The sequence below is a fragment of the Agromyces sp. Root1464 genome, from assembly GCF_001427265.1.
Taxonomy (GTDB): Bacteria; Actinomycetota; Actinomycetes; order Actinomycetales; family Microbacteriaceae; genus Agromyces; species Agromyces fucosus.
In genome coordinates, this window is record NZ_LMFU01000002.1 from 1,361,309 (window position 1) to 1,386,753 (window position 25,445).

The 25,445-nt window shown below is 70.6% G+C and carries 21 protein-coding genes; 5 read left to right on the top strand and 16 right to left on the bottom strand.

What is annotated here, in order from left to right:
- The first annotated feature begins 1 nt into the window (after nucleotide 1).
- Together ASD23_RS11910 and ASD23_RS11915 are read left to right on the top strand one after the other, a co-directional pair.
- Nucleotides 2-1,195 carry an ABC transporter ATP-binding protein gene (locus ASD23_RS11910; RefSeq protein ID WP_442854321.1) on the top strand — a complete coding sequence of 398 codons (1,194 nt, stop codon included), beginning with the start codon at nucleotides 2-4 and terminating at the stop codon, nucleotides 1,193-1,195.
- Nucleotides 1,192-1,890 carry an ABC transporter ATP-binding protein gene (locus ASD23_RS11915; RefSeq protein ID WP_056010673.1) on the top strand — a complete coding sequence of 233 codons (699 nt, stop codon included), beginning with the start codon at nucleotides 1,192-1,194 and terminating at the stop codon, nucleotides 1,888-1,890. The genes ASD23_RS11910 and ASD23_RS11915 overlap by 4 nt, the downstream gene beginning before the upstream one ends.
- On the opposite strand, the gene ddaH is transcribed toward ASD23_RS11915, so the two are convergent.
- The 7 genes from ddaH to ASD23_RS11950 form a co-directional block, all read right to left on the bottom strand.
- Complete coding sequence (ddaH, locus tag ASD23_RS19435; protein WP_279387798.1) at nucleotides 1,862-3,115, bottom strand: dimethylargininase; 1,254 nt, start codon at nucleotides 3,113-3,115, stop codon at nucleotides 1,862-1,864. The genes ASD23_RS11915 and ddaH overlap by 29 nt on opposite strands.
- Nucleotides 3,116-3,234: 119 nt before the next feature.
- Nucleotides 3,235-4,329, bottom strand: a complete 1,095-nt coding sequence (locus ASD23_RS11925) for a Glu/Leu/Phe/Val dehydrogenase family protein (protein ID WP_056010676.1) — start codon at nucleotides 4,327-4,329, stop codon at nucleotides 3,235-3,237.
- 263 nt (nucleotides 4,330-4,592) lie between these two features.
- Entirely contained in the window at nucleotides 4,593-6,203 is a 1,611-nt protein-coding gene (purH, locus tag ASD23_RS11930; RefSeq protein WP_056010680.1) for a bifunctional phosphoribosylaminoimidazolecarboxamide formyltransferase/IMP cyclohydrolase, read from the bottom strand.
- Nucleotides 6,200-6,793 carry a phosphoribosylglycinamide formyltransferase gene (gene purN / locus ASD23_RS11935; RefSeq protein ID WP_056010683.1) on the bottom strand — a complete coding sequence of 198 codons (594 nt, stop codon included), beginning with the start codon at nucleotides 6,791-6,793 and terminating at the stop codon, nucleotides 6,200-6,202. Before purN ends, purH begins: the two co-directional genes overlap by 4 nt.
- 53 nt (nucleotides 6,794-6,846) lie before the next feature.
- Nucleotides 6,847-8,187, bottom strand: coding sequence for a cell division protein PerM (locus ASD23_RS11940; protein WP_056010686.1), 1,341 nt, complete (start codon nucleotides 8,185-8,187; stop codon nucleotides 6,847-6,849).
- 31 nt (nucleotides 8,188-8,218) lie between these two features.
- Entirely contained in the window at nucleotides 8,219-9,703 is a 1,485-nt protein-coding gene (locus ASD23_RS11945) for a hypothetical protein (protein WP_056010689.1), read from the bottom strand.
- A gap of 83 nt (nucleotides 9,704-9,786) precedes the next feature.
- Entirely contained in the window at nucleotides 9,787-10,314 is a 528-nt protein-coding gene (locus tag ASD23_RS11950) for a hypothetical protein (protein WP_056010692.1), read from the bottom strand.
- Between the two features lie 412 nt (nucleotides 10,315-10,726).
- Here ASD23_RS11950 and ASD23_RS11955 point away from each other — a divergent pair, with 412 nt between their 5' ends.
- A complete protein-coding gene (locus ASD23_RS11955; protein ID WP_056010695.1) occupies nucleotides 10,727-12,700 on the top strand; it encodes a prealbumin-like fold domain-containing protein in 1,974 nt (657 codons plus the stop codon).
- Between the two features lie 79 nt (nucleotides 12,701-12,779).
- Here ASD23_RS11955 and sucD read toward each other — a convergent pair whose 3' ends face one another.
- Entirely contained in the window at nucleotides 12,780-13,688 is a 909-nt protein-coding gene (gene sucD / locus ASD23_RS11960; RefSeq protein ID WP_056010699.1) for a succinate--CoA ligase subunit alpha, read from the bottom strand.
- A gap of 15 nt (nucleotides 13,689-13,703) precedes the next feature.
- Nucleotides 13,704-14,870 (bottom strand): ADP-forming succinate--CoA ligase subunit beta, encoded by a 1,167-nt coding sequence (gene sucC, locus ASD23_RS11965; protein ID WP_056010702.1) that lies wholly within the window; start codon nucleotides 14,868-14,870, stop codon nucleotides 13,704-13,706.
- A 206-nt stretch (nucleotides 14,871-15,076) separates the two neighbouring features.
- Here sucC and ASD23_RS11970 point away from each other — a divergent pair, with 206 nt between their 5' ends.
- The gene (locus ASD23_RS11970; protein WP_056010707.1) at nucleotides 15,077-15,907 is read left to right on the top strand and encodes a DUF72 domain-containing protein; all 831 of its coding nucleotides are present in this window, start codon (nucleotides 15,077-15,079) and stop codon (nucleotides 15,905-15,907) included.
- 82 nt (nucleotides 15,908-15,989) lie between these two features.
- Here ASD23_RS11970 and ASD23_RS11975 read toward each other — a convergent pair whose 3' ends face one another.
- The 4 genes from ASD23_RS11975 to ASD23_RS11990 all read right to left on the bottom strand — a co-directional run bounded on the left by ASD23_RS11975 (nucleotide 15,990) and on the right by ASD23_RS11990 (nucleotide 21,247).
- Nucleotides 15,990-16,532: an NUDIX domain-containing protein gene (locus ASD23_RS11975; protein WP_056010710.1), complete on the bottom strand. Its 543-nt coding sequence runs from the start codon at nucleotides 16,530-16,532 to the stop codon at nucleotides 15,990-15,992.
- Nucleotides 16,529-17,644: an FUSC family protein gene (locus ASD23_RS11980; RefSeq protein WP_082571397.1), complete on the bottom strand. Its 1,116-nt coding sequence runs from the start codon at nucleotides 17,642-17,644 to the stop codon at nucleotides 16,529-16,531. Before ASD23_RS11980 ends, ASD23_RS11975 begins: the two co-directional genes overlap by 4 nt.
- Entirely contained in the window at nucleotides 17,644-20,127 is a 2,484-nt protein-coding gene (locus tag ASD23_RS11985) for an ATP-dependent helicase (RefSeq protein WP_056010713.1), read from the bottom strand. The genes ASD23_RS11980 and ASD23_RS11985 overlap by 1 nt, the downstream gene beginning before the upstream one ends.
- Before the next feature lie 67 nt (nucleotides 20,128-20,194).
- Nucleotides 20,195-21,247, bottom strand: coding sequence for a glycerophosphodiester phosphodiesterase family protein (locus ASD23_RS11990; protein WP_056013106.1), 1,053 nt, complete (start codon nucleotides 21,245-21,247; stop codon nucleotides 20,195-20,197).
- A 154-nt stretch (nucleotides 21,248-21,401) separates the two neighbouring features.
- On the opposite strand from ASD23_RS11990, the gene ASD23_RS11995 reads away from it, so the two are divergent.
- The gene (locus ASD23_RS11995; RefSeq protein ID WP_056010716.1) at nucleotides 21,402-22,208 is read left to right on the top strand and encodes a Bax inhibitor-1/YccA family protein; all 807 of its coding nucleotides are present in this window, start codon (nucleotides 21,402-21,404) and stop codon (nucleotides 22,206-22,208) included.
- Between the two features lie 76 nt (nucleotides 22,209-22,284).
- Here the strand turns inward: ASD23_RS11995 and ASD23_RS12000 are convergent, their stop codons facing one another.
- The 3 genes from ASD23_RS12000 to ASD23_RS12010 form a co-directional block, all read right to left on the bottom strand.
- The gene (locus ASD23_RS12000) at nucleotides 22,285-23,229 is read right to left on the bottom strand and encodes an L-lactate dehydrogenase (protein ID WP_056010719.1); all 945 of its coding nucleotides are present in this window, start codon (nucleotides 23,227-23,229) and stop codon (nucleotides 22,285-22,287) included.
- Between the two features lie 123 nt (nucleotides 23,230-23,352).
- A complete protein-coding gene (guaA, locus tag ASD23_RS12005) occupies nucleotides 23,353-24,936 on the bottom strand; it encodes a glutamine-hydrolyzing GMP synthase (protein WP_056010724.1) in 1,584 nt (527 codons plus the stop codon).
- Nucleotides 24,933-25,433 carry a DUF3817 domain-containing protein gene (locus ASD23_RS12010; protein WP_056010727.1) on the bottom strand — a complete coding sequence of 167 codons (501 nt, stop codon included), beginning with the start codon at nucleotides 25,431-25,433 and terminating at the stop codon, nucleotides 24,933-24,935. The genes guaA and ASD23_RS12010 overlap by 4 nt, the downstream gene beginning before the upstream one ends.
- Between the last annotated feature and the right edge of the window lie 12 nt (nucleotides 25,434-25,445).

A 25,445-nucleotide genomic window follows, 5' to 3' on the forward strand; every position in this document is an offset into this window, starting at 1 on the left:
CGTGACCAGCACCGACCAGCCCGCCTCGGCCCAGGCGCAGACTCCGGCCCAGCCCCGGACTCCGGCTCAGACCCCGGCGTCGCAGCACCACGGCTCCCCCGCCGCTGCGGCACAGCCGCACGTGCTCTGCACCGACCTGGTGCGCATCTTCAGCGCCGACGGTGTGGAGGTGCAGGCACTCCAGGGCCTGAACCTGCGGGTCGACCCGGGCGAGATGGTCGCGGTCGTCGGCGCCTCGGGGTCGGGCAAGTCCACGCTCCTGACGATCCTCTCCGGTCTCGACACCGCCACGGCCGGTGTCGCCCGGGTCGCCGGCCACGACCTCCTCACGATGGGTGCCCGCGAACGCGTCGCCTACCAGCGCCACACGGTCGGCTTCGTCTGGCAGCAGACCTCCCGCAACCTCCTCCCCTACCTGACCGCGGCCGAGAACGTCGCGCTCGCGATGAACGTCGCGGGCACGCTCCGCGGTGCCGCGCGGGCGAGCCGCGTCGCGGAGCTCCTCGAGCTGCTCGATGTCGGAGAGCTGCACGACCGGCGACCCGGTGAGCTCTCGGGTGGCCAGCAGCAACGCGTCGCGATCGCGGTGGCTCTCGCGAACGCGCCGCAGGTGCTGCTCGCCGACGAACCGACCGGCGAGCTCGACGAGGCGACGTCGGCCGCGGTACTCGAGGCGATGCGCGGCGTCAACGAGGAGCTCGGCGTCACCACGCTCATCGTCACGCACGACCCGACGGTGTCCGATCACGTGCGCCGCACCGTGCAGATCCGCGACGGACGCACCTCGACCGAGGTGCTGCGGTCGACGCGGCTCGACGAGCACGGCGAAGAGGAGCACATCGCCGAGGAGTTCGCCGTGCTCGACCGGGTGGGGCGGCTCCAGCTGCCGCACGACTTCATGCAGAGCCTCGAGCTCCGCGACCGGGTGAGACTCGCGCTCGAGGCCGATCACGTCGGCGTGTGGCCGGGCGACGAGGGGCGAGCGGATGCCGCGGCGCGGCGCCCGACCGATCAGCAGGCGTCCCCCGGCGCGGCGGACACCGGCCGTGCTCCGAGCGGCGCGCACACGGATGCGTCGCCCGCCTCCGGTCCGGCGAGCCCACCGCCTGCCGCACCCACGACCCGACGTGCTCGACGCGCCGAGGAGCGCGCGGCTGAGGCATCCGTCACCGATGCACCGGAGGAAGAGCGATGAGCACGCTGCGCGCCGAATCGATCAGCCGCGTCTTCGAGGCGAAGGCGGGGGCCGTGCACGCGGTCGCCGAGGTGTCGCTCGAGGTGCGGCCGGGCGAGCTGCTCGTCGTGACCGGCCCGTCGGGCGCGGGCAAGACCACCCTGCTCAACCTGCTCGGCGGCCTCGATCGGCCGACGAGCGGGCGCGTGCTCCTCGGCGACGACGAGCTGTCGGCCCTCGGCGACGACGAGCTCGCCGCCGTGCGGCGCGACCGGCTGGGCTACATCTTCCAGTCGTTCGGCCTCATCCCCGTGCTCTCGGCGGCGGAGAACGTCGAGGTGCCGCTGCGTCTCCAGCGCATGGACCCCGCCGAACGCGACGCCCGCGTCGCCGAGTCGCTCGCCCTCGTGGGGCTCGCCGGTCACGCGGCGCAGCGGCCGTACGAGCTCTCGGGCGGCCAGCAGCAGCGGGTGGGCATCGCCCGTGCGCTCGCTGCGCGTCCGCAGCTGCTCCTCGCCGACGAGCCCACCGGTCAGCTCGACAGCGGCACCGCCGCGACCGTCATGGACCTCATCGGCGAGCTCGTGCACACGCGCGGCGTGGCCGCCGTCGTCACGACCCACGACCCCGCCCTCGTCGGCCGCGCCGACCACGTGCTCGAGCTGCACGACGGCCGGGCGGTCTCGCTCAGCGCACCCGTACCGACAGGCACGTGACGCAGCCCTCGAGCTTCTCGAACTCGGAGATGTCGACGGTCACCACCCGGTAGCCGAGGCTCGCGACCATCGCCGCCGTCTGCGGCGCCGACGACGACATGAGCAGCGACTCGCGAGACAGCTCGACGACGGCGACCCCTTGGGGCTCGAACACCGGCAGGAATCGCGGGAAGAGGCTGGTGACGTCGAGCAGCGCCGGGTCGCCGATGATCGTGCCGTCGGGCAGCGCCGTGGCGGCGCTCTTCAGGTGCAGTGCCTTCGTGATGGGCACGGCCACGACCGTGTACCGATGCGGGGTGAGCAGCGTTCGCAGCTGCCGGATGCCCTCGGCGTTCGTGCGATCCGACGCCCCGACGTAGACCGTCGAACCGACCTTCAGCACGTCGCCGCCGTCGAGGGTGCCCGGCAGTTCGATGCGCGTCACCGTGAGTCCGGGCACCTCGCGCAGCGCGCGCTCGACCGCCTCGACCTCAGGGCGACGCGACTCGGCGCCCGGGCTCGCGATCACGGCCAGATCGCCGAACATCACGACCGTGTCCTCGACGAAGACCGAGTCGGCGAGCTCGGGCGCCGCGTCGACCTCGATCGTCTCCCACCCCTCGGCCACGAGGGCGGCGCAGTAGTTGTCCCACTGCTGGTCGGCGAGCGCCTGGTCGGTGGGCTGCCGCTCCCGATGCGTGAGCACCGCCTCGTCGAGGTTCGATGCCGGGATGCGCACGAGCGCGATGCGCCGCTCGATCGCCTCGGGCGAATAGGCGAGGATGCCGCGGAACACGATGGGGGCGAGCAGCATCTCGCCGACGATGATCGAGATGATGAAGATCAGGTTGAGGCTCACGAGGGAGCCGACGACGAAAAGGAAGATCGGTCCCGAGAACGGGTAGCCCGCGGCACTCGCGGTCACGGTCGTCGCGATGAGCGCCGCCAGGCAGCCCGAGGTGAAGCCCGTGATGAGCGTGAGGAACCAGGCCCGGGTCGCCCCCACGGCGTTCGCGAGCGAGAGCAGCACCCACGCGACGAAGGCGGCGAGCGCGAAGTGGCCGAACACGTCGCCGAGCACCTGCGGCGACTGCCCGCTGCCGATGAAGAAGGCGAGGAGCGAGACGAGCATCGCCGCGAGCGCGACGGCGGCCGAGGATGCGAGCACCGCTGCCACCCGCCGCCCCGGGGTGATCGCCGGGGTGAACCTGGCCGGGGCGGTCGGGGGCATGGCGGGGGACGTCATGGCACGAGCCTACTGGCGGGCCGGAGCCCTCCGCTCATCCTCCGGGCGCGCGGGCATGCGCTGATCGGCGCGCCGAGAAGCGGCACCCGGAACATCCGGATGCCGCTTCAGCACGCAGCTCAGCGTGCCGCGTCGAGACGGGTGCGGGCGAGCCGCTCCGCCGCTTCGAGCGTCGTCGTGCCATCGGCACGGGCGCTGCGCAGCACGGATGCCACAGTGTCGCCGATGCCCTCGATGCGGGCGTCGAGCGCGGCCTGGTCGGCGCCGGGCGCGCTCGCCACGTCGAGGTAGATGACCCCGCCCGCGTTCACCACGAAGTCGGGCGCCCAGACGATGCCGCGCTCCTGCAGCAGGGCGGCGACGTCGCGCGAGGCCAGCTGGTTGTTCGCGGCGCCGACGACGGCGGCGACGCGGAGGTCGCGGACGACCTCGGGGGTGAGCACGCCGCCGAGTCCGCACGGCACGAAGACGTCGGCCTCGACGAGGTGCGCCTCCGCCGGGTCGACCCAGGCGGCGCCGAGGTCGCCTGCGAGGGCGCGCTTGCCGTCCGCGACATCCGTCACGGTGAGGCGGGCGCCTGCGGCGGCGAGGCTGCGCGCCAGACGTCCGCCGACCTGCCCGAGTCCGGCGATCACGAAGTGACGGCCGGCCGGGTCGTTGGAACCGAAGACCTCGCCGAGGGTCGCGAGGATGGAGGCGTGCACGCCCGCGGCCGTGGCATCCGCCGGCTCGCCGACGCCGCCCTGCTCGGGCGGGAGGCCGCAGACATGCTCGGTGCGCTCGTGCACGACGGCCATGAGCTCGGCGCTCGTGCCGACGTCTTCGGCGGTCATGTAGGCACCGCCGAGGGACTCGATGGCGTCGCCGAGGTCGAGCATGGCGTCGTGGGTCGTCGCGGCGTCGATCGTCGTGCCGGCCGGGATCGCGATGACGGACTTGCCGCCGCCGCGCGCGAGCCCCGCCGCGGCGTTCTTCATGGTCATCGCCTGCGAGAGGCGGAGGGCGTCGGCGAGGGCGTCGGTCCACTGGCCGTAGTGCCAGAGCCGGGCGCCGCCGAGGGCCTGGCCGAGCCGGGTCGAGTGCACGGCGACGATGACCGTGAGCCCGGAACGGGCTCCCCGGGTGATGAGCACCCGTTCGTGGTCGGGTGCCTCCGTCGGCAGTGCTGCGCTTGCGCCGGTCGCGGGGGTCGCCGGTGCGTGGGTGATCGTCATCGATCGTTCTCCTTGAATCATCCGCTTCGTGGGCGGAACCTTCCCTGCGCCTCATGAGCACGGGTTCGATTCAAGGGTACCGCCGTCAGGGCCGGGCGGATGCCGCGGCATCCGCCCGTCGGGCGCGCCCTGGCACCCCGCTCCACGCACTCACGACGCCCGCCAACCACAGGTGCGGAGATCGCCGCAGATTCGGCATCACATGCGCTGATGCATCCGAATGGGTGCAGATCTCCGAAGCTGCGGCGGAACCGCGCCGCAGCTCAGTGGAAGAAGTGGCGCTCGCCCGTGAAGTACATCGTGACGCCGGCCTCGCGGGCCGCCGCGATCACCTCTTCGTCGCGGACCGAGCCGCCCGGCTGCACGACGGCGCGCACGCCGCCGTCGAGGAGGATCTGCAGGCCGTCGGCGAACGGGAAGAACGCATCGGATGCCGCGACCGAACCCGCCGCCCGCTCCCCCGCGCGCTCGACTGCGAGCTTGCACGAGTCGACGCGATTCACCTGGCCCATGCCGACGCCCACCGAGGCGCCGCCTGCGGCGAGGAGGATCGCATTGGACTTGACCGCGCGGCACGCGGTCCAGGCGAACTCGAGGTCGGCGAGGGTCGCCTCGTCGGCGGGCTCACCCGCGGCGAGGGTCCACTCCGATGCCGGCGAGAAGTGACGGTCGGCCTGCTGCAGCAGCATGCCGCCCGAGACCTGGCGCAGTTCGACCGCCGTCGGCGTGAATCCCTCGGGGAGCGTCAGCAGCCGGATGTTCTTCTTCTGCGAGAGCAGTTCGAGCGCCTCGGCCTCGAAGGCCGGCGCGATGAGCACCTCGGTGAAGATGCCCGAGACGGTCTGCGCCATCTCGACGGTCACGGTGCGGTTCGCGGCGATGACGCCGCCGTACGCCGAGACCGGGTCGCACTCGTGCGCCCTGCGGTGGGCGTCGGCGATGGGGTCGGATGCCCCGGCCGAGGCCACCGCGATGCCGCACGGGTTCGCGTGCTTGATGATCGCAACGGCCGGCTCGGCGAAGTCGAATGCCGCACGCACCGCGGAGTCGGCGTCGACGTAGTTGTTGTACGACATCTCCTTGCCGTGCAGCTGCACGGCCTGCGCGATGCCGGGGCGCCCGCCGTTCGAGGCGTACAGTGCGCCCTTCTGGTGCGAGTTCTCGCCGTAGCGGAGGTCGGCGTCCTTGGTCCAGGTGCCACCGACCCACGCAGGGAACGGCGACTCGTCGGCGGGCTGGTCGGGCGCGACGACACTGCCCAGCCAGGAGGCGACGGCGACGTCGTACGACGCCGTGTGCCGGAACGCCTCGCGCGCGAGCTCGGTGCGCTGGGCGAGGGACGTGCCGCCCGCCGCGACCGCGGCGGCGATCTCGTCGTAGCGATCGGGCGAGACCACCACGGCGACGTTCGCGTGGTTCTTGGCCGAGGCGCGTACCATCGCGGGGCCGCCGATGTCGATCTGCTCGATGACCGCGTCGGGGGCAGCGCCCGCCGCGACGGTCTCGGCGAAGGGGTAGAGGTTCACGACCACGAGCTCGTAGGGTGCGATGCCGAGGCCCGCGAGCTCGGCTTCGTGGCTCTCGAGGCGGAGGTCGGCGAGGAGGCCCGAGTGCACGGCCGGGTGGAGCGTGCGCACGCGGCCGTCGAGGTGCTCGGGGTAGCCGGTGACGTCGGCGACCTGCGTGACGGGCAGGCCCGCGTCGGCGATGGCCTTGCCCGTGCCGCCCGTCGAGACGATCTCGACGCCGGCGCCGACGAGCGCCGTGGCGAGCTCGACCAGGCCGCGCTTGTCGCTCACGGCGACGAGCGCCCGCTTCACGGGCACGACATCGCGGTCGCGGTAGAGGCTCGGGTCGTGCGTGGCGCCGCTCATGATCGTGCGAGTTCCTTCAGGTCGAGGTGCTGGTTGGCGATGTCGAGCACGGCCTGGATGAGCAGGCGTCGCTCGACGGGCTTGATGCGATCGTGCAGGCTCGACTCGGTGTCGCCAGGCAGCACCGGGATGCGCTCCTGCGCGATGATGGGGCCGCCGTCGACGGAGTTGTCGACGACGATGAGGCTCGCGCCGGTCTGGGTGACGCCGGCGGCCAGCGCGTCGCGGACCCCGTGCGCGCCGGGGAACTCGGGCAGGTAGGCCGGGTGCGTGTTGATGAGGTGCGGCGAGAACGCGTCGACGACGGCGGGCGGCACGAGCCGCATGAGGCCAGAGAGCACGACCACGTCGGGCTCCCAGCGCGCCACCTCGGCGATGAGGGCGTCGCCCCAGGAGTTGCGGTCGGGATATGCCGTGAAGGGAACGGAGAAAGTCGGCACGCCGAACTCCTCCCCGAGGGCGAGCCCTTCGGCGTCGCGATCGGCACCGATCGCCACGACCCGCGCCGGGAACTCCGCGTCGGCGGAGGCGTCGAGCAGGGCACGAAGGTTCGATCCGGTGCCCGAGATGAGGACGACGAGCTTCAGCACCCTTCGAGCCTACCGGCCGCCGAAGGTTCGATACCGCGCCGCGTCCCTTCGGGCTAACGGCCGAGCACTTCGGTCGTGTTCGGGTCGAAGGGCGGCGGCTCGTCGCCCAGGCCGCGGTCGAACGACGGTCGAGCGGATGCCTCGTGGTCGCCCTCCGACCGGCCGCGCGCCCTCGCCGAGTACGCGCCCGCGAGGGCGCCGATGCCGAACACGAGTGCGGCGACGCCGCCGACGGCCAGCGGATCGGGGCCGACCTCGGCGAGCCGGCCCGGACCGACGGCGCCGCCCGACCACCAGGCGAGGAGGCCCAGCACGAGTCCGGCCACCGCCCCGGAGCCGATGCCGATCACGGCGGGGAACCACCAGGCGGCGCGCACATCGTCGCGACCACGCGGATTCCACGCCGGCGACGACTGAGGCGGCACCACGACCCACGCGCCGAGGAACCCGAGGAGCACCGGCACGATGAGCCAGAGCGCCCCGAACGGCTGGGCCTCGCTCGGCAGCGCGCCGAGCAGCGGAATGCCGGGCACCGGCCCGAGGAGCGTGCCCGTCGGAGCGACGGAGGATCCTGCGCCGAGCGCGAATCCGGGCCCGAGCAGCCACGCCGCGCCCCAGATGACGAGGTTCGGGATGAGCGAGAGTTCGGCGACGGTCAGGGCGATACCGCCGTCGATCCCGCTGCCGAGCGACTGGTACAGCCCTGCGATCGTCGCGTAGTCGACTGTGATGAGCCCCGCGACGAGCACCCCGGCGACCGCGAGAAGACCGAACGCCGCACCGGCGCCGATGCGCACCACGATGCGCGCCGTGTCGACCAGCACCGGAGGCAGGTCGGCGACCCGGCGGCGCACGAAGCCGCCCGCGGCATCCGTCATCGGGTCGTCTCGGAGCGTCTCCAGGACCGCTCCGATCACGACGCCGACGGCCATCACGAACGCCGGCAGCAGCGCGGCCTGCCAGAGCGAGGACCTGGCGCCGTCGACGCCCGCTGCGCTCGCGAGCACGAAGCCGACCACTGCGTAGACGGCGACGGCGGCGATGCCGCCGGTGAACGAGTGCCCCTCGGCGGCGGAGCGCCGGCCGATGCGACGCGCGAAGGCCACCGAGATGAGCGCGAAGCCGAGGAGTGCGATCGTGATCGGGAACGGGTCGCCCGCGCCCGGCAGGCCGGTCTGCTCCGCGGTCATCGGGTCGAGTTGCAGCACGAGGTCGACGCCGTGGCCGAGCAGCCACACGTCGGCCGCCGCGCGGAAGAAGAGGGTCGCGTCGATCGCGAGTCCGAAGTGCACCGCCCACAGCAGCATGAGCGGCACGAGCGCGATGCCGAGGCCGATGAGGGCGGCGACGGATGCCTCGAGGCCGGCGAGCAGGGCGATCGTCGTGCGTCTCATTCCACCGGGAGCCTATCCCGCCCGGCGCCCCTCAGTCGGCAGGACGTGCGGGGTCGACGCGACTCGGCGACTCGACCTCGACCTCGTCGACGACCGTCGCGACGGCGTCGCCGTCGGGCCCGACCGTGACGAGCACGGCCTCGTCGACCTCCTCGACGCCATCGATCGACGCATCGCCGGCCGACTCCACCTCGGATTCCGGTCGCCGGAGCAGCTCGACGACCAGCAGTGCGAGCAGCGCGAGCAGCACGGTCGTGACGACGAAGCCCGTCGAGACGGGGCGCGAGAACAGCACCACGAGCGATGCCACGACCGCGATCGCGATGTACGCGATGACCCGCCAGCGATCGAGCCAGATGCCGAACCGCCCGGTCGTGACACCGTGCGATGCAGCGGCGCGCCGAACGGCCGCGAACCCCGAACCGGCGAATCCGCGCATTGCACGGGCCGGACGCCACGGGCCCGAGAACCAGGCCACGACGGCCACGAGCACGCCGAGCACGAGGAGCGCCACGACCGTCGACATCATGATCTCGATGAGCCCCGAGTAGATCGCCTCCGCGGCGTTCGCCGGCATCACCGACGGGCTCACCGTGCCGACGAAGTACCAGCGTCCGATGCCGACGCCGGCGGCGAGGAGCGCCATCGAGAGGGCGAAGCCCCCTGCCGTCCAGACGAGCGCCCGGGTGCGGTTGCGTGCCACGACGACACCGATCACGAGGAACGCGAGCATCACCCAGGGCAGCCAGGTGCCGACGCCGACGGCGAGCGCGTAGAGCGTGCGGATGAGCGCGAACGAGTCGTCCTGCGCGATGACCACGCTCCGATCCACGTCGGGGATCGCCTGCGCGAAACCGACGCCCTGGTCGACGAGACGCTGCTTCACGGATTCGACGATGGGCCCGAGCTGCACCGAGATCGTGCCGTCGCTGCCGATGTCCAGCGCGGCGTCGGGATCGCCCTGCATGGCGGCCACGAACTGCGTGTGCGTGATGCGCAGCGTGTTCGCCCAGATGTCCTCGAACGCCTCGGACGTGACCAGCCGGTCGACGACGTCGGAGACGAGCGACTGGATGCCTTGCGTCGCCGGGCCCTCCAGCAGTCCCAGCGCCGCATCGGCCTTCGGCGGCAGCCCGAGCGAGCGGATCCCGTCGAACACGTCGGACGTGAGCCCCGGGATGTCGACCTGCTCCTCGATGGCAGCCGTCACCTCGTCGCCGATGTACGCCTGGACCGCAGGGTCTTCGGCGATCGGCGCGAAGGTCGCCACGAAGCGGTTCGTGTCGGCGAGCTCGAGGCGAGCCCATGCGGTGATCACGGCGACCGGCGCGAGCAGGAGGCCGACCACGATGAGCACGACGGCCGTGAGGCTCCGGCCCCAGCTGCGCCTGGGCTTCGGCGCAGCGGATGCCGCGGCATCCTCGACCCCCTGCTCGAGGCCTGCGCGAAGCGCTGCGTTCTCGGACTCGAGCGCGGCGATCCGCGCCTCGAGCTCGTTGTCACCGTTCTTGGCCATGAGGCACCCCTGCCCTTGACCCTAGCGCCCGCCCGTTCCTTGGCGCATCGTCCCATTCGCGTGAAGGGGTCGTGTCGCGTCATTCAGTGGATGACGGCCTTCAGCACGATGAGGGCGATACCGAACCCGGCGGTGATGAGGGAGCCGAGCACCTTCACCGGCCACGACGCACCTCGTCGGTGGAAGGCGATGTACCCGAGCACCGCGAGCACGACGACGCCCGCCCAGAGTGCCGTCCAGATCGCCACGGGGTCGGGGATCGCCCGGGTCGCGCCGAGCAGGAGGATGAAGAGCGGGATCGCCGACGAGAGCAGGAGCCCGCGCGAGCGGAGCAGTGCGAGACCGAACGACTCCCGGAGGCCGACGACCCGGTCGTTGTCGAGACCGTGGTGGGCGACGGTTCCCGCGTACACGTGCGCGGCCCAGAAGACCACGACGGTGATCGCGACGCTCCAGAACACGCGCCACGAGCTCTCCCCATGGCCGCCTGAGGCGACGATCATTCCCGAGACGAGGAGCACTCCGTAGACGGATTCCTCGGTGACGAAGGTGGCCCGGACGATCTTGTGGGCCTGACTCATGCCCTTCGCCGACGGCTGCTGCTCGTTCATCCTCCAACTCTGGCATGGGAGCCCGGTCGCACGGAACGGCTCCCGCGCGGCTGCGGCGGATCGGCTTCCGGCAGTCCGGCAGAGCGACACCCCCCGTTCTGGAGGGTGAGGATCTTTCATCTTTCCGCCCGGCCATTCCTCGCCGGGTGTAGCCTGCGCCTGACAAGCGTAAGACTCCTCTTCGGGTCTTGATGCTGCCGGTCGTCGCTTACCCGAGGCGGCCGGACTGACGACAGGCACTTACGCGCTTCGCGCGCGCCGGCACACCGCCGCCCATCACGCCCAAAGGGGACCCGATCGGCCATCCCGACCGATCGGAAGTTTGCAACACCCCCCAACGGAGGCGACGATGTTTCGACGCGACCACACCCTGCCAAGCCCCACACCACCAGATCACCCCGTGCGCAGGCCTATGCGCATCGTCGCGGCCTCGGCCGCCGGCGCTCTCGTTCTCACCGGAGTGATCGCGGCCGGCCCCGCGCAGGCGTCCCACCCCGAGGTCAGCCTGGCCGGCAGCAACTTCGAGATCGACACGAACGCGAACCTCGTGGTCGACGACGGGGCACCGTCGCTCGACTGGGCCGGCGTCACCGAGAACCGCAAGGCCGACTTGCCGACCGGCTCGGGCGACGATTCGTTCGGTCAGGGCTCGAAGGAGGACACCCCGGTGCCCTCGGTCGTCGACGGGAGCATCCCGCCGAACAAGAGCGACCTGAAGAACTTCGGCACCTACCTCGAGACCACCGCGAACGGCACCAAGTTCCTGCACATGTTCTGGCACCGCGTTCAGGATCCGAGCGGCACGACCAACATGGACTTCGAGTTCAACCAGTCGTCGACCATCTCGGCCAACAACGTGACGCCGGTCCGCACCGCGGGCGACCTGCTCATCCAGTACGACCTGTCGCAGGGTGGCACGAACCCCGTGCTCTGGGTATCGAGCTGGATCACGACGGGAGCTGGCAACCAGTGTGCGGCGAGCAATGCGGTTCCCTGTTGGAGCACGCGCAACAACCTCACGTCCGCGGGCAACGCGACCGGTTCGATCAACACGACGGCGATCTCCGCCGGCGCTGCTGACGGCCTCGGAGCGATCTCGGCTCGCACCTTCGGCGAGGCATCCGTGAACTTCACCGCCCTGACAGGCGGGTTGGGAACGTGCGTCTCCTTCGGCAGCGCGTACCTGAAGAGCCGGTCCTCCGACTCCTTCTCAGCGGCGATGAAGGACTTCATCGCACCCGCGCCGACGAACATCTCGAACTGCGGCTCGGTGACGATCCGCAAGGAGACGCTCCCTGAGGAGAACCCCAACGTGACGTCGTTCGGCTTCACGAAGGCGTTCACGACCTCGCCGGTGGTTCCGAACACGTTCAACCTGACGGATGACGGCGTGAAGGTCATCCCCGGAGTGCTCACGGGCCAGGCCGGTACGGTCTCCGAAGACCTGCCACCGGACGGATGGGATCTGCTCAGCATCAACTGCAGTGCGAGCTCGGCCGGGGCGAACGTGACGACCGATGTCGCCACACGCACGGTCTCGTTCAACCTCGCGAGCGCAACCGACACCGTGGACTGCACGTTCACGAACCGGCCACGCGGCACGATCATCATCGAGAAGGTCACCGCTGACGGACAGGGCGCCTTCGACTTCACGTCGAGCTCGCTGACGCCCGCCGCATTCACGCTCACCACGACGGCACCCGGGGCCGCCGGCAAGGACTCGAAGACCTTCGCCGAGCTGACTCCCGGAACGTACGATGCCGCCGAGACCGTGCCAGCGAACTGGAATCTCCAGTCGGCGACCTGCAGTGACGGCTCCGCCGTCGGGGCGATCGCCGTGTCCGCGGGTGAGACCGTGACCTGCACGTTCACCAACAGCAGGGAGGTCGGCGCGATCAAGATCGTGAAGACGCGCAAGCACGCGGCGACCGGATCGGGCGACTACCCGCACCAGGGCGTCACGTTCACCGTCACCGGTGGTGGCCTGCCACCCGCCGGCGTGCAGGCCGTGACCGATGCGAACGGCGTCGCCTGCGTCCCCGGGCTGCTCGTGAGCGCGTTCGCCGGCGACTACACCGTCACGGAGACCGTACCGACCGGTTACCACCTGGTCGGCGCGAACGGCAAGACGGCGACAGTCGTCGAGAGCGAGGGCGATTGCGATCCGATCACTCCCGCCGCGACGGTGTCGTTCAAGAACATGCCGTTGACGAACCTGACGGTCTCGGTCGACTCGCAGATCGACGGCGGCACGGCATCGACCATCGACTGCGTCCCCGGCCTGCCGGACCCGGACACGTCGACCGGTGCGAACGGCGACGGTTCGCTGACCCTCAACAACCTGGAGCCGCAGACCGTGACGTGCACGATCGTGATCGACCCGTGACGGGAGGATGAGTCGAACGACTGAATGAACGAAGGCCCCGCCGGCATCGCCGACGGGGCCTTCGCCACGGGTTGAGCGCTTATGCGCCCAGCGCCGCGTAGACCTCGCGAAGCAGCTGGGCGGTCTCGGACGGGGTCTTCCCGACCTTGACGCCAGCGGCCTCGAGGGCCTCCTTCTTCGCCTGTGCGGTGCCAGCGGAGCCCGAGACGATGGCGCCGGCGTGGCCCATGGTCTTGCCCTCGGGCGCCGTGAAGCCTGCGACGTAGCCGACGACCGGCTTCGTGACGTTCGCCTTGATGAAGTCGGCCGCGCGCTCTTCGGCGTCGCCGCCGATCTCGCCGATCATCACGATCGCCTTCGTCTCGGGGTCGGCCTCGAACGCGGCGAGCGCGTCGATGTGCGTCGTGCCGATGATGGGGTCGCCGCCGATGCCGATCGCGGTCGAGAAGCCGAGGTCGCGCAGCTCGTACATCATCTGGTACGTCAGCGTGCCCGACTTCGACACGAGGCCGATCGGCCCCTTGCCGGTGATGTTCGCCGGCGTGATGCCGACGAGCGCCTCACCGGGGCTGATGATGCCGGGGCAGTTCGGGCCGATGATGCGCGTCGCGTTGCCCTTCTCCTGCGCGTAGGCCCAGAACTCCGCGGAGTCCTGCACGGGCACGCCCTCGGTGATGATCACGAGGAGCGGGATCGACGCATCGATGGCCTCGACCACGGCATCCTTCGTGAAGGCAGGGGGAACGAAGGCGATGGAGACATCCGCCCCCGTCTGCTCCATGGCCTCGGCGACCGAGGCGAACACCGGAAGCTCGACCGGGTTGCCTGCCGCGTCGTTGTGCAGCACCTTCGTGCCGGCCTTGCGCGCGTTCACGCCGCCGACCACCTGGGTGCCCGCCGCGAGCATGCGCGACGTGTGCTTCGAGCCTTCGCCACCGGTGATGCCCTGGACGATGACCTTGGAGTCCTTGTTGAGGAAGATCGTCATGTCTGAATCCCTTACTTACGCGGCGTTCGCCAGCTCGGCGGCCTTGTCGGCGCCCTGGTCCATGTTCTCGGCGAGGGTCACGAGCGGGTGCGCGGCCTCCGCGAGGATGCGGCGACCCTCGTCGACGTTGTTGCCGTCGAGGCGCACGACGAGCGGCTTGTTCGCGGCCGAGCCGAGCTCGGCGAGCGCGCCCACGATGCCCTTGGCGACCTGGTCGCATGCCGTGATGCCGCCGAAGACGTTCACGAACACGCTCTTGACCTGCGGGTCGCCGAGGATGATGCCGAGGCCGTTGGCCATGACCTCGGCCGAGGCTCCGCCGCCGATGTCGAGGAAGTTGGCGGGCTTGACGCCGCCGTGATTCTCGCCAGCGTAGGCGACCACGTCGAGCGTCGACATGACGAGGCCCGCGCCGTTGCCGATGATGCCGACCTCGCCGTCGAGCTTGACGTAGTTGAGGTCGAGTTCCTTCGCAGCAGCCTCGAGCGGGTCTGCGGCGGCCTTGTCCTCGAGGAGGGCGTGGTTCGCGTGACGGAACTCGGCGTTCTCGTCGAGGGTGACCTTGCCGTCGAGCGCGATGACGTTGCCGTCTTCGTCGAGGATCAGCGGGTTGACCTCGACGAGCGTCGCGTCTTCGCCCTTGTAGACCTCGTAGAGCTTCACGAAGACGTCGGCGACCTTGTCGACGAGCTCGGCCGGGAAGTTCGCGGCGACCGCGATCTCACGGGCCTTCGCCGCGTCGATGCCGGCGATCGGGTCGACCTCGACGCGTGCGAGCGCCTCGGGCTTCTCGACGGCGAGCACCTCGATCTCCATGCCGCCCTCGACGCTCGTCAGCGAGAGGTAGGAGCGGTTGGCCCGGTCGAGCAGCACCGAGAAGTAGAACTCCTGCGCGATGCGTGCGCCGCCGGCGACCATGACGCGCTTGACGACGTGGCCCTTGATGTCGAGCCCGAGGATCGCCTTCGCGGCCTCGTACGCCTCGTCGGGGTTCTTCGCGACCTTGACGCCGCCGGCCTTGCCGCGGCCGCCCGTCTTCACCTGGGCCTTGACGACCACGACGCCGCCGAGCTTCTCGGCGGCCGCGCGCACCTCATCGGCGGTGTCGGCGACGATGCCCGGGAGCACGGGAACCCCGTACTGCTCGAACAGGTCTCTGGCCTGGTACTCGTAAAGATCCACGCTCTACTTCCAATCGATCCGCACGCGCGAGAGCGCACAGGGGCTGGTGGGTGTCGGCCCGACCCGCCGAAGAATCTCGACGTCAAGATAAGTTGGGCCAACTTCCATGCTACTCCTCCCGTTCCGCGCGTCCGAACCGGCGCCGCTGCACCGAATCGCGGGCCGAGGGGTCGCGCCGGCGGCGCATCCGTTGAAGACTTGGATGCATGACGCGCTCGGCGAGGGCTCGCATCGGCATCTCGGGGTGGGTGTACCCGCCGTGGCGAGGCGTGTTCTATCCGAAGGGCCTGCGCCAGGCGGACGAGCTCGCCTACGCGGCCGAACGAGTGGACTCGGTCGAGGTGAACGGATCGTTCTACTCGCTGCAGAAGCCGGCATCCTGGGTGCGCTGGCGGGATGCCACCCCGCCGGGATTCGTCTTCGCCGTGAAGGGGCCGCGGTTCATCACCCACGTCAAGCGACTGAGCGGGTTCGAAGCGCCGCTCGCGAACTTCTTCGCATCCGGCGTGCTCTCGCTCGGCGAGAAGCTCGGACCGGTGCTCTGGCAGCTGCCGCCGACCCTCGCATTCGAACCGTCGAAGCTCGAGGGCTTCCTCTCTGCTCTCCCCCGCACCCACGGCGACGCCGCCGCGCTCGCGCGACATCGCGACCGGCGGATGTCGGGCCGGACGGCGTATGCGCTCGCCGCGTCGCCGGAGCAGGCGCTCCGGCACGCGCTCGAGGTACGTCACCCGAGCTTCGAGTCCGACGCGTGGCGCGCGCTCCTCGAACGCCACCAGGTCGCATCCGTCACCGCGGACACCGCGGGGAAATGGTCGCGCATCGATTGGGCGACCGCGGACTTCGCCTATGCCAGGCTCCACGGCGACACCGAGMTCTACACCTCGGGCTACGACGACGCCGCGCTCGACCGGTGGGAGGCCTGGGTGCGCACGAACCTCTCGGCCGGTCGCGACGTCTACGTCTACTTCGACAACGACGTGAAGGTGCGGGCCCCGTTCGACGCCATGAGCCTCATCGACCGCCTCGCGGGCTGACGACGACCACACACTGCATGCCCGCGACTCCGAAGCCGGGCGTCGGGACCTCGGAGGCTCGGACCCTCTGGGCCGGAGCCTCTCAGCCGACGCGGCCGAGCGCTGCTGCGGCGTAGAACAGCGCCGCGATCGTCTCGCCGTCGGTGATCTCGCCCTCGGCCACCATGCGCACCGCCTCGGCGAACGGCACCGCCTGCACCGCGCTGATGCCCTCTTCGGCCTGCGAACCCGCGACGGATGCCACGTGGCGCAGGCCGGTGGCGAGGTACACCGTCTCCGCGGCGCGGCAGATGCCGTTGAGCGCCGTCATCCGCCCGATCTCGCGCCACTCGGCCGCCTCGTGCCCCGTCTCCTCGAGCAGCTCGCGCTGCGCGGCGACGAGCGGATCCTCGCCGTCGGTGCCGCCCGCGGGGACCTCGATCGAGGTGCCGACGGTGTGCCGGTCGATCGTGACGAGCAGGACCTCGTCGTCATCGGTCATCGCGACGACGAACGCGGCGTCGTTGCGGAGCTCGACGACGCCGTAGATGCCGTCGGTGCCGTCGGGTCGCACGACGTCGTCTTCGGTGACGGTGATCCACCGGTTCTCGTAGACGGTGCGACGTTCACGTGTCGGCCAGCTCATGGTTGCTCCTCGGGTTCGATGCTCGGGGTCGCGACGGTCGGCGGCGGCATCGGCACGAACTCGACGAACCGGCGGGCGGCGAGCACCGCGGCGACGCCGAGCGCCGCACCGATCACGGTCTCGACGAGCCGGTCGCCGAGCAGCACCGGAAGCGGAGCCGACCCCGCGAGATGGGCGACGGTCAGGGCGAGCGGCGTGACGAAGACGAGGGCGGCGCCGTAGTGGCGGCCGACGAGGAGTTCGGCGCCGAACTGGCAGATCCCGATGACGACGACGAGCACCCAGATGGGCGGCTCGGGCCACAGCACGAGCCCGGCGACGCCGACACCGACTGCCGTGCCGATGACCCGATGCCACGCGCGCTGCACGGTGTGCGCGGCGCGAGCGGGCGGAATCACGGCGACGGCGCTGACGACGGCCCAGTACGGGTGGCCGATGCCGAGGAGCAGTGCTGCTCCCCCTGCGGCGAGTGCCGCGACCACGTTCTGCACGACGTTCAGCCAGACGCGCGGGTCGGCTGAGGCGCGCACGCGCACCGGCGCCTGCCGGGGCAGCGGCTTGAAGATCGTCCGCGCTCGCCTGGGGGCGGCCCTTCGCAGCAGCCAGCCCGACATCGCGAGCAGCCATGCGAACGCCGCCGCCGCCGCCGCGACGCCCCAGCGGAGCCATCCGCTGCCCTCGTCGACGGGCTGGGCGGCGCAGACCAGCACGGCGAAGACCGCGAACAACGGACCCGACGGCGTGACGCCGAGCGTGTTGTACCCGATGATCACGACTGCGATCACCGCGGCGAGCACGGCGGCTTCGATCGCGAGCGGGGCGTCTGTCGCCGAGAGCAGGATGCCGGCGCCGATCGCCGTGAGCTGCGCCGCTCCGGCGGCGGTCACGGTGCGCACGCGCGTGCGATACGGCTCGCTCCGGCCGAAGATCGCGGTCATGCCGCCGAACGCCGCGTACGCCGCGAGGTCGACCCGGCCGAGCACGACGAGCACCGTGAGCGGCACGACCGCGGCGAGCGCGGCCCGCAACGCCACCTCGAGGTCGAGCGCCCCGAGCGAGCGGAGCCGCGCGACGAACCCCGCCGGCCGCGGCGCGCCCTGCGGGTCGGCCATCAGAGCTTCTCGATGGGCGCGATCTTGATGAGGAGCTTCTTCTGCCCCGCGGTGTCGAAGCTGACGTGGGCGATGCGTTTCGTGCCCTCGCCCGTCACCTGGGTGACCTTGCCCTCGCCGAAGTCGGTGTGGCGGATGCGGTCGCCGGCCGCGAGCGTGAGGTCGCCGTTGTCGCGCACCGTGCCGGTGACCCGGTTCGCCCACTCGGTCTTGGGCTTGTCTGAGCGTGTGACGCTGAACCGCTCGAGGTCGCGATCGCGAGTGCCCCAGGCACCTCCGGGGGCTCCCCGACGGGCGTTGAGGGCGCGGGGCTGGGTGCCGCCGCGGGAGGTCGCCATGCCCGGCGACTGGCGCCAGTCGATGAGGCCCTCGGGGATCTCCTGCAGGTAGCGCGACGGCATCGCGACGGCGACCTCGCCGAACTGCGCCCGGCTCATCGCGAGCGAGAGGTAGAGGCGCTTGCGGGCGCGAGTGATGCCGACGTAGAAGAGCCGGCGCTCTTCGGCCGGGCCACCGGGTTCCGAGGCCGACATCTGGTGCGGCAGGAGTCCCTCCTCGATGCCCGTCAGGAACACCGCGTGGTACTCGAGGCCCTTGGCCGTGTGCAGCGTCATGAGCGAGACGGTGCCGGATGCGTCGTCGAGCTCGTCGGCCGCGGCCACGAGCGAGACCTGGGTGAGGAAATCGACGAGCGTCGCGCCGGGGTTCTCGCGATCGAAGTCGCGGGTCTGGGCGACGAGCTCCTCGACGTTCTCGGCACGGGTCTCGTCTTGCGGGTCGCGGCTGTTGCGGAGCGCGTCGAGCAGGCCCGACTTCTCGACGAGGAACACGAGCACGTCGGAGACCTTGGCAGCGCCGACGTTGGTGCCGGCCGCGAGGCCCTCGGCGGAGGGCACGAGCATCGCCGCCGCTTCATCGAGCACGTTCGCGAGGGCCGAGATCGCGCCCGTCACCTTCGGTCCGAGCCCGAGTCCGTCGGCCGCCCGCATCGCCTGGCGGAAGGTCAGCTCGTTCTGCTCGGCGAAGGAGGCGAGCGCCGTCTCGGTGGCCGGGCCGATGCCGCGCTTCGGGGTGTTCAGAATGCGCCGGAGCGCGAGCTCGTCGACGGGGTTCGCGACTGCGATGAGGTAGGCCATCGCGTCCTTGATCTCGGCACGCTCGTAGAACTTCGTGCCGCCGACGACGCGGTAGGGCAGCGCCGAGCGGACGAAGATCTCCTCGAGCGCACGGGTCTGCGCGTTGGTGCGGTAGAACACGGCGATGTCGCGGTAGGCGACGCCCTCGCGGTGCAGCGACTCGATCTCGTCGGCGATGAACTGCGCCTCGTCGTGAGCGGTGTACCCCGTGTAGCCGGTGATCTTGTCGCCATCTCCGTCGGCCGTCCAGAGTTTCTTCTCTTTGCGGTCGAAGTTGTTCGAGATGACGGCGTTCGCCGCCGAGAGGATGTTCTGGGTCGAGCGGTAGTTCTGCTCGAGGAGCACGACCTTGGCACCCGGGAAGTCGCGTTCGAACTCGGAGATGTTGCGGATGTCGGCGCCGCGGAACGCGTAGATCGACTGGTCGGAGTCGCCGACGACCGTGAGGCTCGCGCCGGGGATCGCGCCCGAGGCATCCGTCAGCCCGCGCACGAGGATGCCGTGCTCGTCGAGCTCGGCGACGACGTCGCGCGGCACCGCCCGCGTCAGTTCGTGGATGAGCGAGTACTGGGCGTGGTTCGTGTCCTGGTACTCGTCGACGAGGATGTGCCGGAAGCGGCGCTGGTAGAGCGCCGCGACCTTCGGGAAGGCCCGGAAGAGGTAGACCGTCTCGGCGATGAGGTCGTCGAAGTCGAGCGCACTCGCCGCCCGGAGCCGCCGCGTGTACTGGCGGAAGATCTCGAGGAACATGACCTCTTGCGGGTCGTTCATGTTGGCGTTGCGCGCGTGCGTCTCGACGTCGGCGAGCTCGTTCTTGAGCTTGGAGATCTTGGCCTGCGCGCTCGCGGGCGTGAAGCCCATCGTGTCGGCGTCGAGCTCTTTGATGATGCGCTTCAGGATCGTGCGCTGGTCGGCGGAGTCGTAGATGGTGAAGGTCGACGACAGGCCGATCGACTCGGCCTCGCGGCGGAGGATGCGCACGCACGCCGAGTGGAAGGTCGAGATCCACATGCCGGAGGCGCTCTCGCCGAGCAGTGCCTGGACGCGCTCGCGCATCTCGGCGGCGGCCTTGTTCGTGAACGTGATCGCGAGGATCTGGCTCGGCCACGCCTCTCGACTCTCGATGAGGCTCGCGATGCGGTGCGTGAGCACACGCGTCTTGCCGGAACCTGCGCCCGCGACGATGAGCAGCGCGGGCCCGCGGTACTCGACCGCCTCGCGCTGCTCGGGGTTCAGGCCGTCGGTCAGCCGGGAGCCGCCGGTGCCGGTGGAGTCGGTGCCTGCATCGACGGCGGAGGGCGCCTCGCGCCAGCCGGCCGGGTCGTCGGGGTCGAGGATCAGCGTCATATCGCCTTCAAGTCTAGGCGCGCCCGCCGACAGCCGCCCGGTGAGCGCGGTCGGGCTCCCCCGGCACTCAGATCGCGGCGGCGAAGGCCCGGCGCGCCTCGACGCCGAGGTCCGGATGATCCAGGAACACCCCGTCGACGCCCATGGCGATGATCTGGTCGAACTCCCCCGCCCAGTCGCCGAAGGCGGCCCGAACGGTGCCGCGCCGGAACGGGACCGTGAGGAACGCGTTCTCGGGCCGGAGGGTCCACGTGTAGATCTCGAGGTCGGCCGCGTGCGCCGCGTCGACGAGCTCGGCGCCCGAGAGCGGTGCGCCGGCGACATCCGCTCGCCTCGCCTTCGCCCTGCCGACGAGCCGCGCCTTGCCCACGCTCACGCCGTCGAAGCGCCCGGCGAGCCGGAGAAGCCCGGCCTCGGTCACGAAGGAGTCGTACGTGGGGGCGCTCCGGCCCTGCTGGAGCACGAGGTCCCACGGAGCCCCGGAGCCCTCGATGAGGAAGACCCGCTTGCCCCGGATGCCGCGCGCCCCGAGCCGATCGAGCAGTGTCGGCTCGAACGCCTCCATGATGAGCCGCTCGTCGCCGCGGCCCCATCCCGCTGCGTCGAGCTCGGCCTGGAAGAGCTCGTCGAGCGGCAGCCCGAGCGCGTCGAAGTGCGCGGCGTGCTTGAACTCGGCGACCATCCGCAGCGTGCGGCGCTGTTCGTCGGAGGCGACGTCGATGATCTCGAAGAGCTCACGCAGCCGGATGATCGGGAACCGGTCGTCGAAGCTCGCGCTCGACTGGCGGATCGCGCCGAGGCGCTCGCGCGCCCGCAGGGTCGCGAGCTCGGCCCACGTGAAGTCCTCCGTGAACCAGCCCGTGAGCGGCGCGCCGTCGATCTCGCGCGTCGTGCGGCGACCGGCGAACTCGGGGCGGCTCGCGACATCCGTCGTGCCCGAGATCTCGTTCTCGTGGCGGAGCACGAGCACGCCGTCGCGCGTGGCGACGATATCGGGCTCGACGGCATCGGCCCCGAGCGCGAACGCGAGTTCGTACGCCGAGCGCGTGTGCTCCGGCCGGTACCCGGGCGCACCGCGGTGACCGATCACGAGCGGGCGCGGAGCGTCGTGGTGCTGCATGCGCCAAGCGTAGTCAGCGCCCACCATGCCGAGCCGGGAATGTCGCGGAAACTCAAGGCGTTGTCACGGACAACTCGGGTAGGTTGGTAGTCGAGCGGATGCCGCGTGCGACCGCCGCCCGACCCCCGAACACAGCCGAAAGCAGAGGAAACCCATGGCTCTCGACAACCCCGCATTCTCGCGGAACTCCGCGTTCTCCGCGCAGGGGGGCGTGGCCGCAGCGCAAGACATCTCGGCCCAGCAGCTGCAGGAGATGTACAACCAGCCCGCGACGCCGCCCGCCGGCGAGACGATGTCGGTCGAGACGACCGTGCAGAAGTCGGCCGTCTCGTTCGGCCTGCTCCTCGTGGGCGCAGCCCTCGGCTGGGTCACGACCGAGTCGATGCCGTTCCTCTGGATCGGCGCCGGCCTCGTCGGGTTCGTGCTCGCGCTCGTCAACATCTTCAAGAAGGAGCCGTCGCCGGCCCTCATCCTCGCCTATGCGGGCGTGCAGGGTGTCTTCGTCGGCGGCATCTCGGCGTGGTACGAGATGACCTATGGCGGCGGCATCGTCGCCCAGGCGGTCATCGCGACCCTCGTCGTCGTCGGCGTGACGCTCGCGCTCTTCGCCTCGGGCAAGATCCGCGCGTCGAAGAAGGCGACGAAGATCTTCCTCATCGCGATGGTCGGCTACGCCGTCTTCTCGCTGGTGAACTTGGGTCTGATCCTGTTCGGTGTGACCGACGACCCCTGGGGACTCCGCGGTGCGGAGATCATGGGCATCCCATTCGGACTCATCCTCGGCGTGCTCGTCGTCATCATGGCCGCGTACTCGCTCGTGCTCGACTTCGACTTCATCCAGCAGGGCGTGCGCAACCGCGCCCCGAAGAAGTACGAGTGGTCGGGTGTCTTCGGCATCATGGTGACGGTCATCTGGCTGTACCTCGAGATCCTGCGCATGCTCGCGATCGCTCGCGACTGACGCTCGCCAAGCAGCACGACAGAACGGCCGCCCCTCGGGGCGGCCGTTCATCGTTTCGGTGCCACGGTCGGAGCGCTCAGATGCCGAGCGTCGCCACCGAGGCCGTGATCGCGTCGGCCGAGGCCCGGAGCAGCAACTCCTCCTCCGTCGAGAACGGCGTCTCGGCGACCGGCACGGCGCCATCGCCGCCGACGACGCTCGGCAGCGACAGCGCGACGCCGTCGAGACCACGGATGCCGCGGAGCACCGTCGAGACCGGCAGCACCGCCCGCTCGTCGTTCAGCACCGCTTCGACGATGCGCGCCCCGGCGAGGCCGATGGCGTAGTTCGTCGCGCCCTTGCCGCGGATGACCGTGTACGCCGAGTCGCGCACCTCGCGGGCGATCTCGTCGAGTTCGCCCGCCGAGAACGGCTCCGCACCGCGCCACTCGAGAATCGGCACGGGCCCGATGCGGGCGTTCGACCACAGCGGGAACTCGGTGTCGCCGTGCTCCCCCACGATGTCGGCGTGCACGCTCGACGTGGTGACCCCGGCTCGACGGGCAAGCAGCCAGCGCAGGCGTGACGTGTCGAGCACGGTGCCCGAGCCGAAGATGCGGTGCGGCGGCAGGCCGGTGATGCGCTGCGCGGCGACGGTGAGCACGTCGACGGGATTCGTGACGAGCACGATGACCGCGTCGGGGGCGCGTTCGAGGAGGGCAGGCAGCAGGTTCTCGAGGATGCGGACGTTGGTGCCCGCGAGCTCGAGGCGGGACTGGCCGGGCTGCTGCTTCGCCCCGGCGGTGACGACGATGACGTGGGAGCCCTCGACGACGCCGAGGTCGGCCCCGCCGCTCACAGACGATCCGGTGAACTGCGTGCCGTGCGCGAGGTCGAGCACCTCGGCCTCGACCTTCTCACGTGCGATGTCGTAGAGCGCGACCTCACTCGCACTCCCACGGATCAGTGCCGAGTACGCGAGACTCGTGCCCACGCTCCCGGCTCCGACGACGGTCAACTTCGAGTTCTCGACGACGCCCATGCTCCCAGTCTGGCAGCACCGCGAATCCGCAGCCCTGCCAGGGCACGCCAGAAGGCCGGCACCCATCGGGTACCGGCCTTCGTCAGCGGTCGAGCGGGAGACGCGATGGCGCCCCGTCCGGCCTCACTCCCACTCGATGGTGCCCGGCGGCTTCGACGTGACGTCGAGCACCACGCGGTTCACCTCGGGCACCTCGTTCGTGATGCGGTTCGAGATCTTCGCGAGCACGTCGTACGGCAGGCGCGTCCAGTCGGCGGTCATCGCGTCCTCCGACGAGACGGGGCGCAGCACGATCGGGTGTCCGTAGGTACGGCCGTCGCCCTGCACGCCCACCGAGCGCACGTCGGCGAGCAGCACGACGGGGCACTGCCAGATCTCCTGGTCGAGGCCGGCGGCGGTCAGCTCCTCACGGGCGATCGCGTCCGCCTCGCGGAGCAGATCGAGACGATCACGGGTGACCTCGCCCACGATGCGGATTCCAAGGCCTGGCCCCGGAAACGGCTGGCGGCCGACGATCGCCTCGGGCAGCCCGAGCTCGCGGCCGATGGCGCGCACCTCGTCTTTGAAGAGCGTGCGAAGCGGTTCGACGAGCTCGAACTGCAGGTCTTCGGGCAGGCCGCCGACGTTGTGGTGGCTCTTGATGTTCGCAGTGCCCGTGCCGCCGCCCGACTCGACCACGTCGGGGTAGAGCGTGCCCTGCACGAGGAACTTGATCGGCTCGCCGTCTGCGTCGGCCTCGGCGATCAGATCGCGCTCCGCCTGCTCGAAGGCGCGGATGAACTCGCGGCCGATGATCTTGCGCTTCGTCTCGGGGTCGCTGACCCCGGCGAGCGCATCGATGAACGTGTCGGCGGCATCGATCGTGACGAGACGGATCCCCGTGGCTGCGACGTAGTCGACCTCGACCTGGCGGCGCTCGTCTTTGCGGAGCAGCCCATGGTCGACGAAGACGCAGACGAGCTGGTCGCCGACGGCCTCGTGCACGATCGCTGCGGCGACCGCGGAGTCGACGCCGCCCGAGAGGCCCGCGATGACGCGGCCGGTGCCGACCTGCTCGCGGATGCGGGCCACCTGCTCGGCGATGACGTTGCCCGAGTTCCAGTCGGCGGGGATGCCCGCGGCCCGGTGCAGGAAGTTCTCGATGACCTTCTGGCCGAACTCGGAGTGCTTGACCTCGGGGTGCCACTGCACGCCGTAGAAGCCCTGCTCGTCGTTCGCGAACGCGGCGACCGGGGTCGTGGCCGTCGAGGCGAGCACCTCGAACCCCTCGGGTGCCACTGCGACGGAGTCGCCGTGGCTCATCCACACGATCTGCGCCTCGGGCTGGCCGCCCAGCAACGCGTTCTCGTCGTCGGTTCGAGCCGTGACGGCGGTCGCGCCGTATTCGCGGTGGCCGGTGTGCGCGACTTCGCCGCCGAGCTGCTGCGCCATGACCTGGAAGCCGTAGCAGATGCCGAGCGTCGGCACGCCGAGCTTCAGGATGCCCTCGTCGAGTGCCGGGGCGCCCTCTTCGTAGACCGAAGACGGTCCGCCGGACAGCACGATGCCGATCGGGTTCTTGGCAGCCACCTCGGCCGCGGTGATCGTGTGCGGCACGATCTCGGAGTAGACGGATGCCTCGCGCACGCGCCGGGCGATGAGCTGGGCGTACTGGGCGCCGAAGTCGACGACGAGTACCGGCCGCTGCTCGGTGGGCTGATCGGTCACTGCTGGGCCTCCACGGGGTCGGAAGTGTCGGTGGTGTCGGATGATGCGGCGGCCGCGGCCTCTGCCGCCTCGCGGCGGTCGAGGTACCCGCGCACCTCGCGGCCGATGCGAGCCTCGAGGAAGAACGAGAGGAACGGCACGATGCCGCCGAGCGCGATGACGATGAAGCGGCTGAACGGCCAGCGCATGAGGCTCCAGAGCCGGAAGTCGCTGAAGAGGTAGACGACGTAGAACCAGCCGTGGGCGATGAGGATGCCGGTCGAGAGGTTCACGCCGGTGCCGGTCGACTCGAGGCCGGCGGCCGTCTCGATCACCGGCGTGAAGGCGAGCACGCCCTGGTCGCCGAAGGCGTAGAGCTCGAGGTGGAACGCGTACTTCATGATCATCTCGGCGCACAGCAGCAGGAGCATGACACCGGTGATCACCGAAGCGACCTGGTAGAACTTCAACGCCCCGCGAATGCGCGGCAGATCGGCGGATTTCGGCTCGAGGGGCATGACACCAGTCTA

What these genes read in the sequence shown, in the direction of transcription:
- ASD23_RS11985 (WP_056010713.1), bottom strand. Translation starts at nt 20,127, where the DNA reads ATGACGCTGATCCTCGACCCCGACGACCCGGCCGGCTGGCGCGAGGCG.
- ASD23_RS11940 (WP_056010686.1), bottom strand. Translation starts at nt 8,187, where the DNA reads ATGAGACGCACGACGATCGCCCTGCTCGCCGGCCTCGAGGCATCCGTC.
- purH (WP_056010680.1), bottom strand. Translation starts at nt 6,203, where the DNA reads ATGAGCGGCGCCACGCACGACCCGAGCCTCTACCGCGACCGCGATGTC.
- ASD23_RS11980 (WP_082571397.1), bottom strand. Translation starts at nt 17,644, where the DNA reads ATGGCCGACCCGCAGGGCGCGCCGCGGCCGGCGGGGTTCGTCGCGCGG.
- ASD23_RS11950 (WP_056010692.1), bottom strand. Translation starts at nt 10,314, where the DNA reads ATGAACGAGCAGCAGCCGTCGGCGAAGGGCATGAGTCAGGCCCACAAG.
- ddaH (WP_279387798.1), bottom strand. Translation starts at nt 3,115, where the DNA reads ATGACGTCCCCCGCCATGCCCCCGACCGCCCCGGCCAGGTTCACCCCG.
- ASD23_RS11995 (WP_056010716.1), top strand. Translation starts at nt 21,402, where the DNA reads ATGGCTCTCGACAACCCCGCATTCTCGCGGAACTCCGCGTTCTCCGCG.
- ASD23_RS11925 (WP_056010676.1), bottom strand. Translation starts at nt 4,329, where the DNA reads ATGACGATCACCCACGCACCGGCGACCCCCGCGACCGGCGCAAGCGCA.
- ASD23_RS11975 (WP_056010710.1), bottom strand. Translation starts at nt 16,532, where the DNA reads ATGAGCTGGCCGACACGTGAACGTCGCACCGTCTACGAGAACCGGTGG.
- ASD23_RS12010 (WP_056010727.1), bottom strand. Translation starts at nt 25,433, where the DNA reads ATGCCCCTCGAGCCGAAATCCGCCGATCTGCCGCGCATTCGCGGGGCG.
- ASD23_RS11990 (WP_056013106.1), bottom strand. Translation starts at nt 21,247, where the DNA reads ATGCAGCACCACGACGCTCCGCGCCCGCTCGTGATCGGTCACCGCGGT.
- ASD23_RS11955 (WP_056010695.1), top strand. Translation starts at nt 10,727, where the DNA reads ATGCGCATCGTCGCGGCCTCGGCCGCCGGCGCTCTCGTTCTCACCGGA.
- ASD23_RS11915 (WP_056010673.1), top strand. Translation starts at nt 1,192, where the DNA reads ATGAGCACGCTGCGCGCCGAATCGATCAGCCGCGTCTTCGAGGCGAAG.
- sucD (WP_056010699.1), bottom strand. Translation starts at nt 13,688, where the DNA reads ATGACGATCTTCCTCAACAAGGACTCCAAGGTCATCGTCCAGGGCATC.
- ASD23_RS12000 (WP_056010719.1), bottom strand. Translation starts at nt 23,229, where the DNA reads ATGGGCGTCGTCGAGAACTCGAAGTTGACCGTCGTCGGAGCCGGGAGC.
- ASD23_RS11945 (WP_056010689.1), bottom strand. Translation starts at nt 9,703, where the DNA reads ATGGCCAAGAACGGTGACAACGAGCTCGAGGCGCGGATCGCCGCGCTC.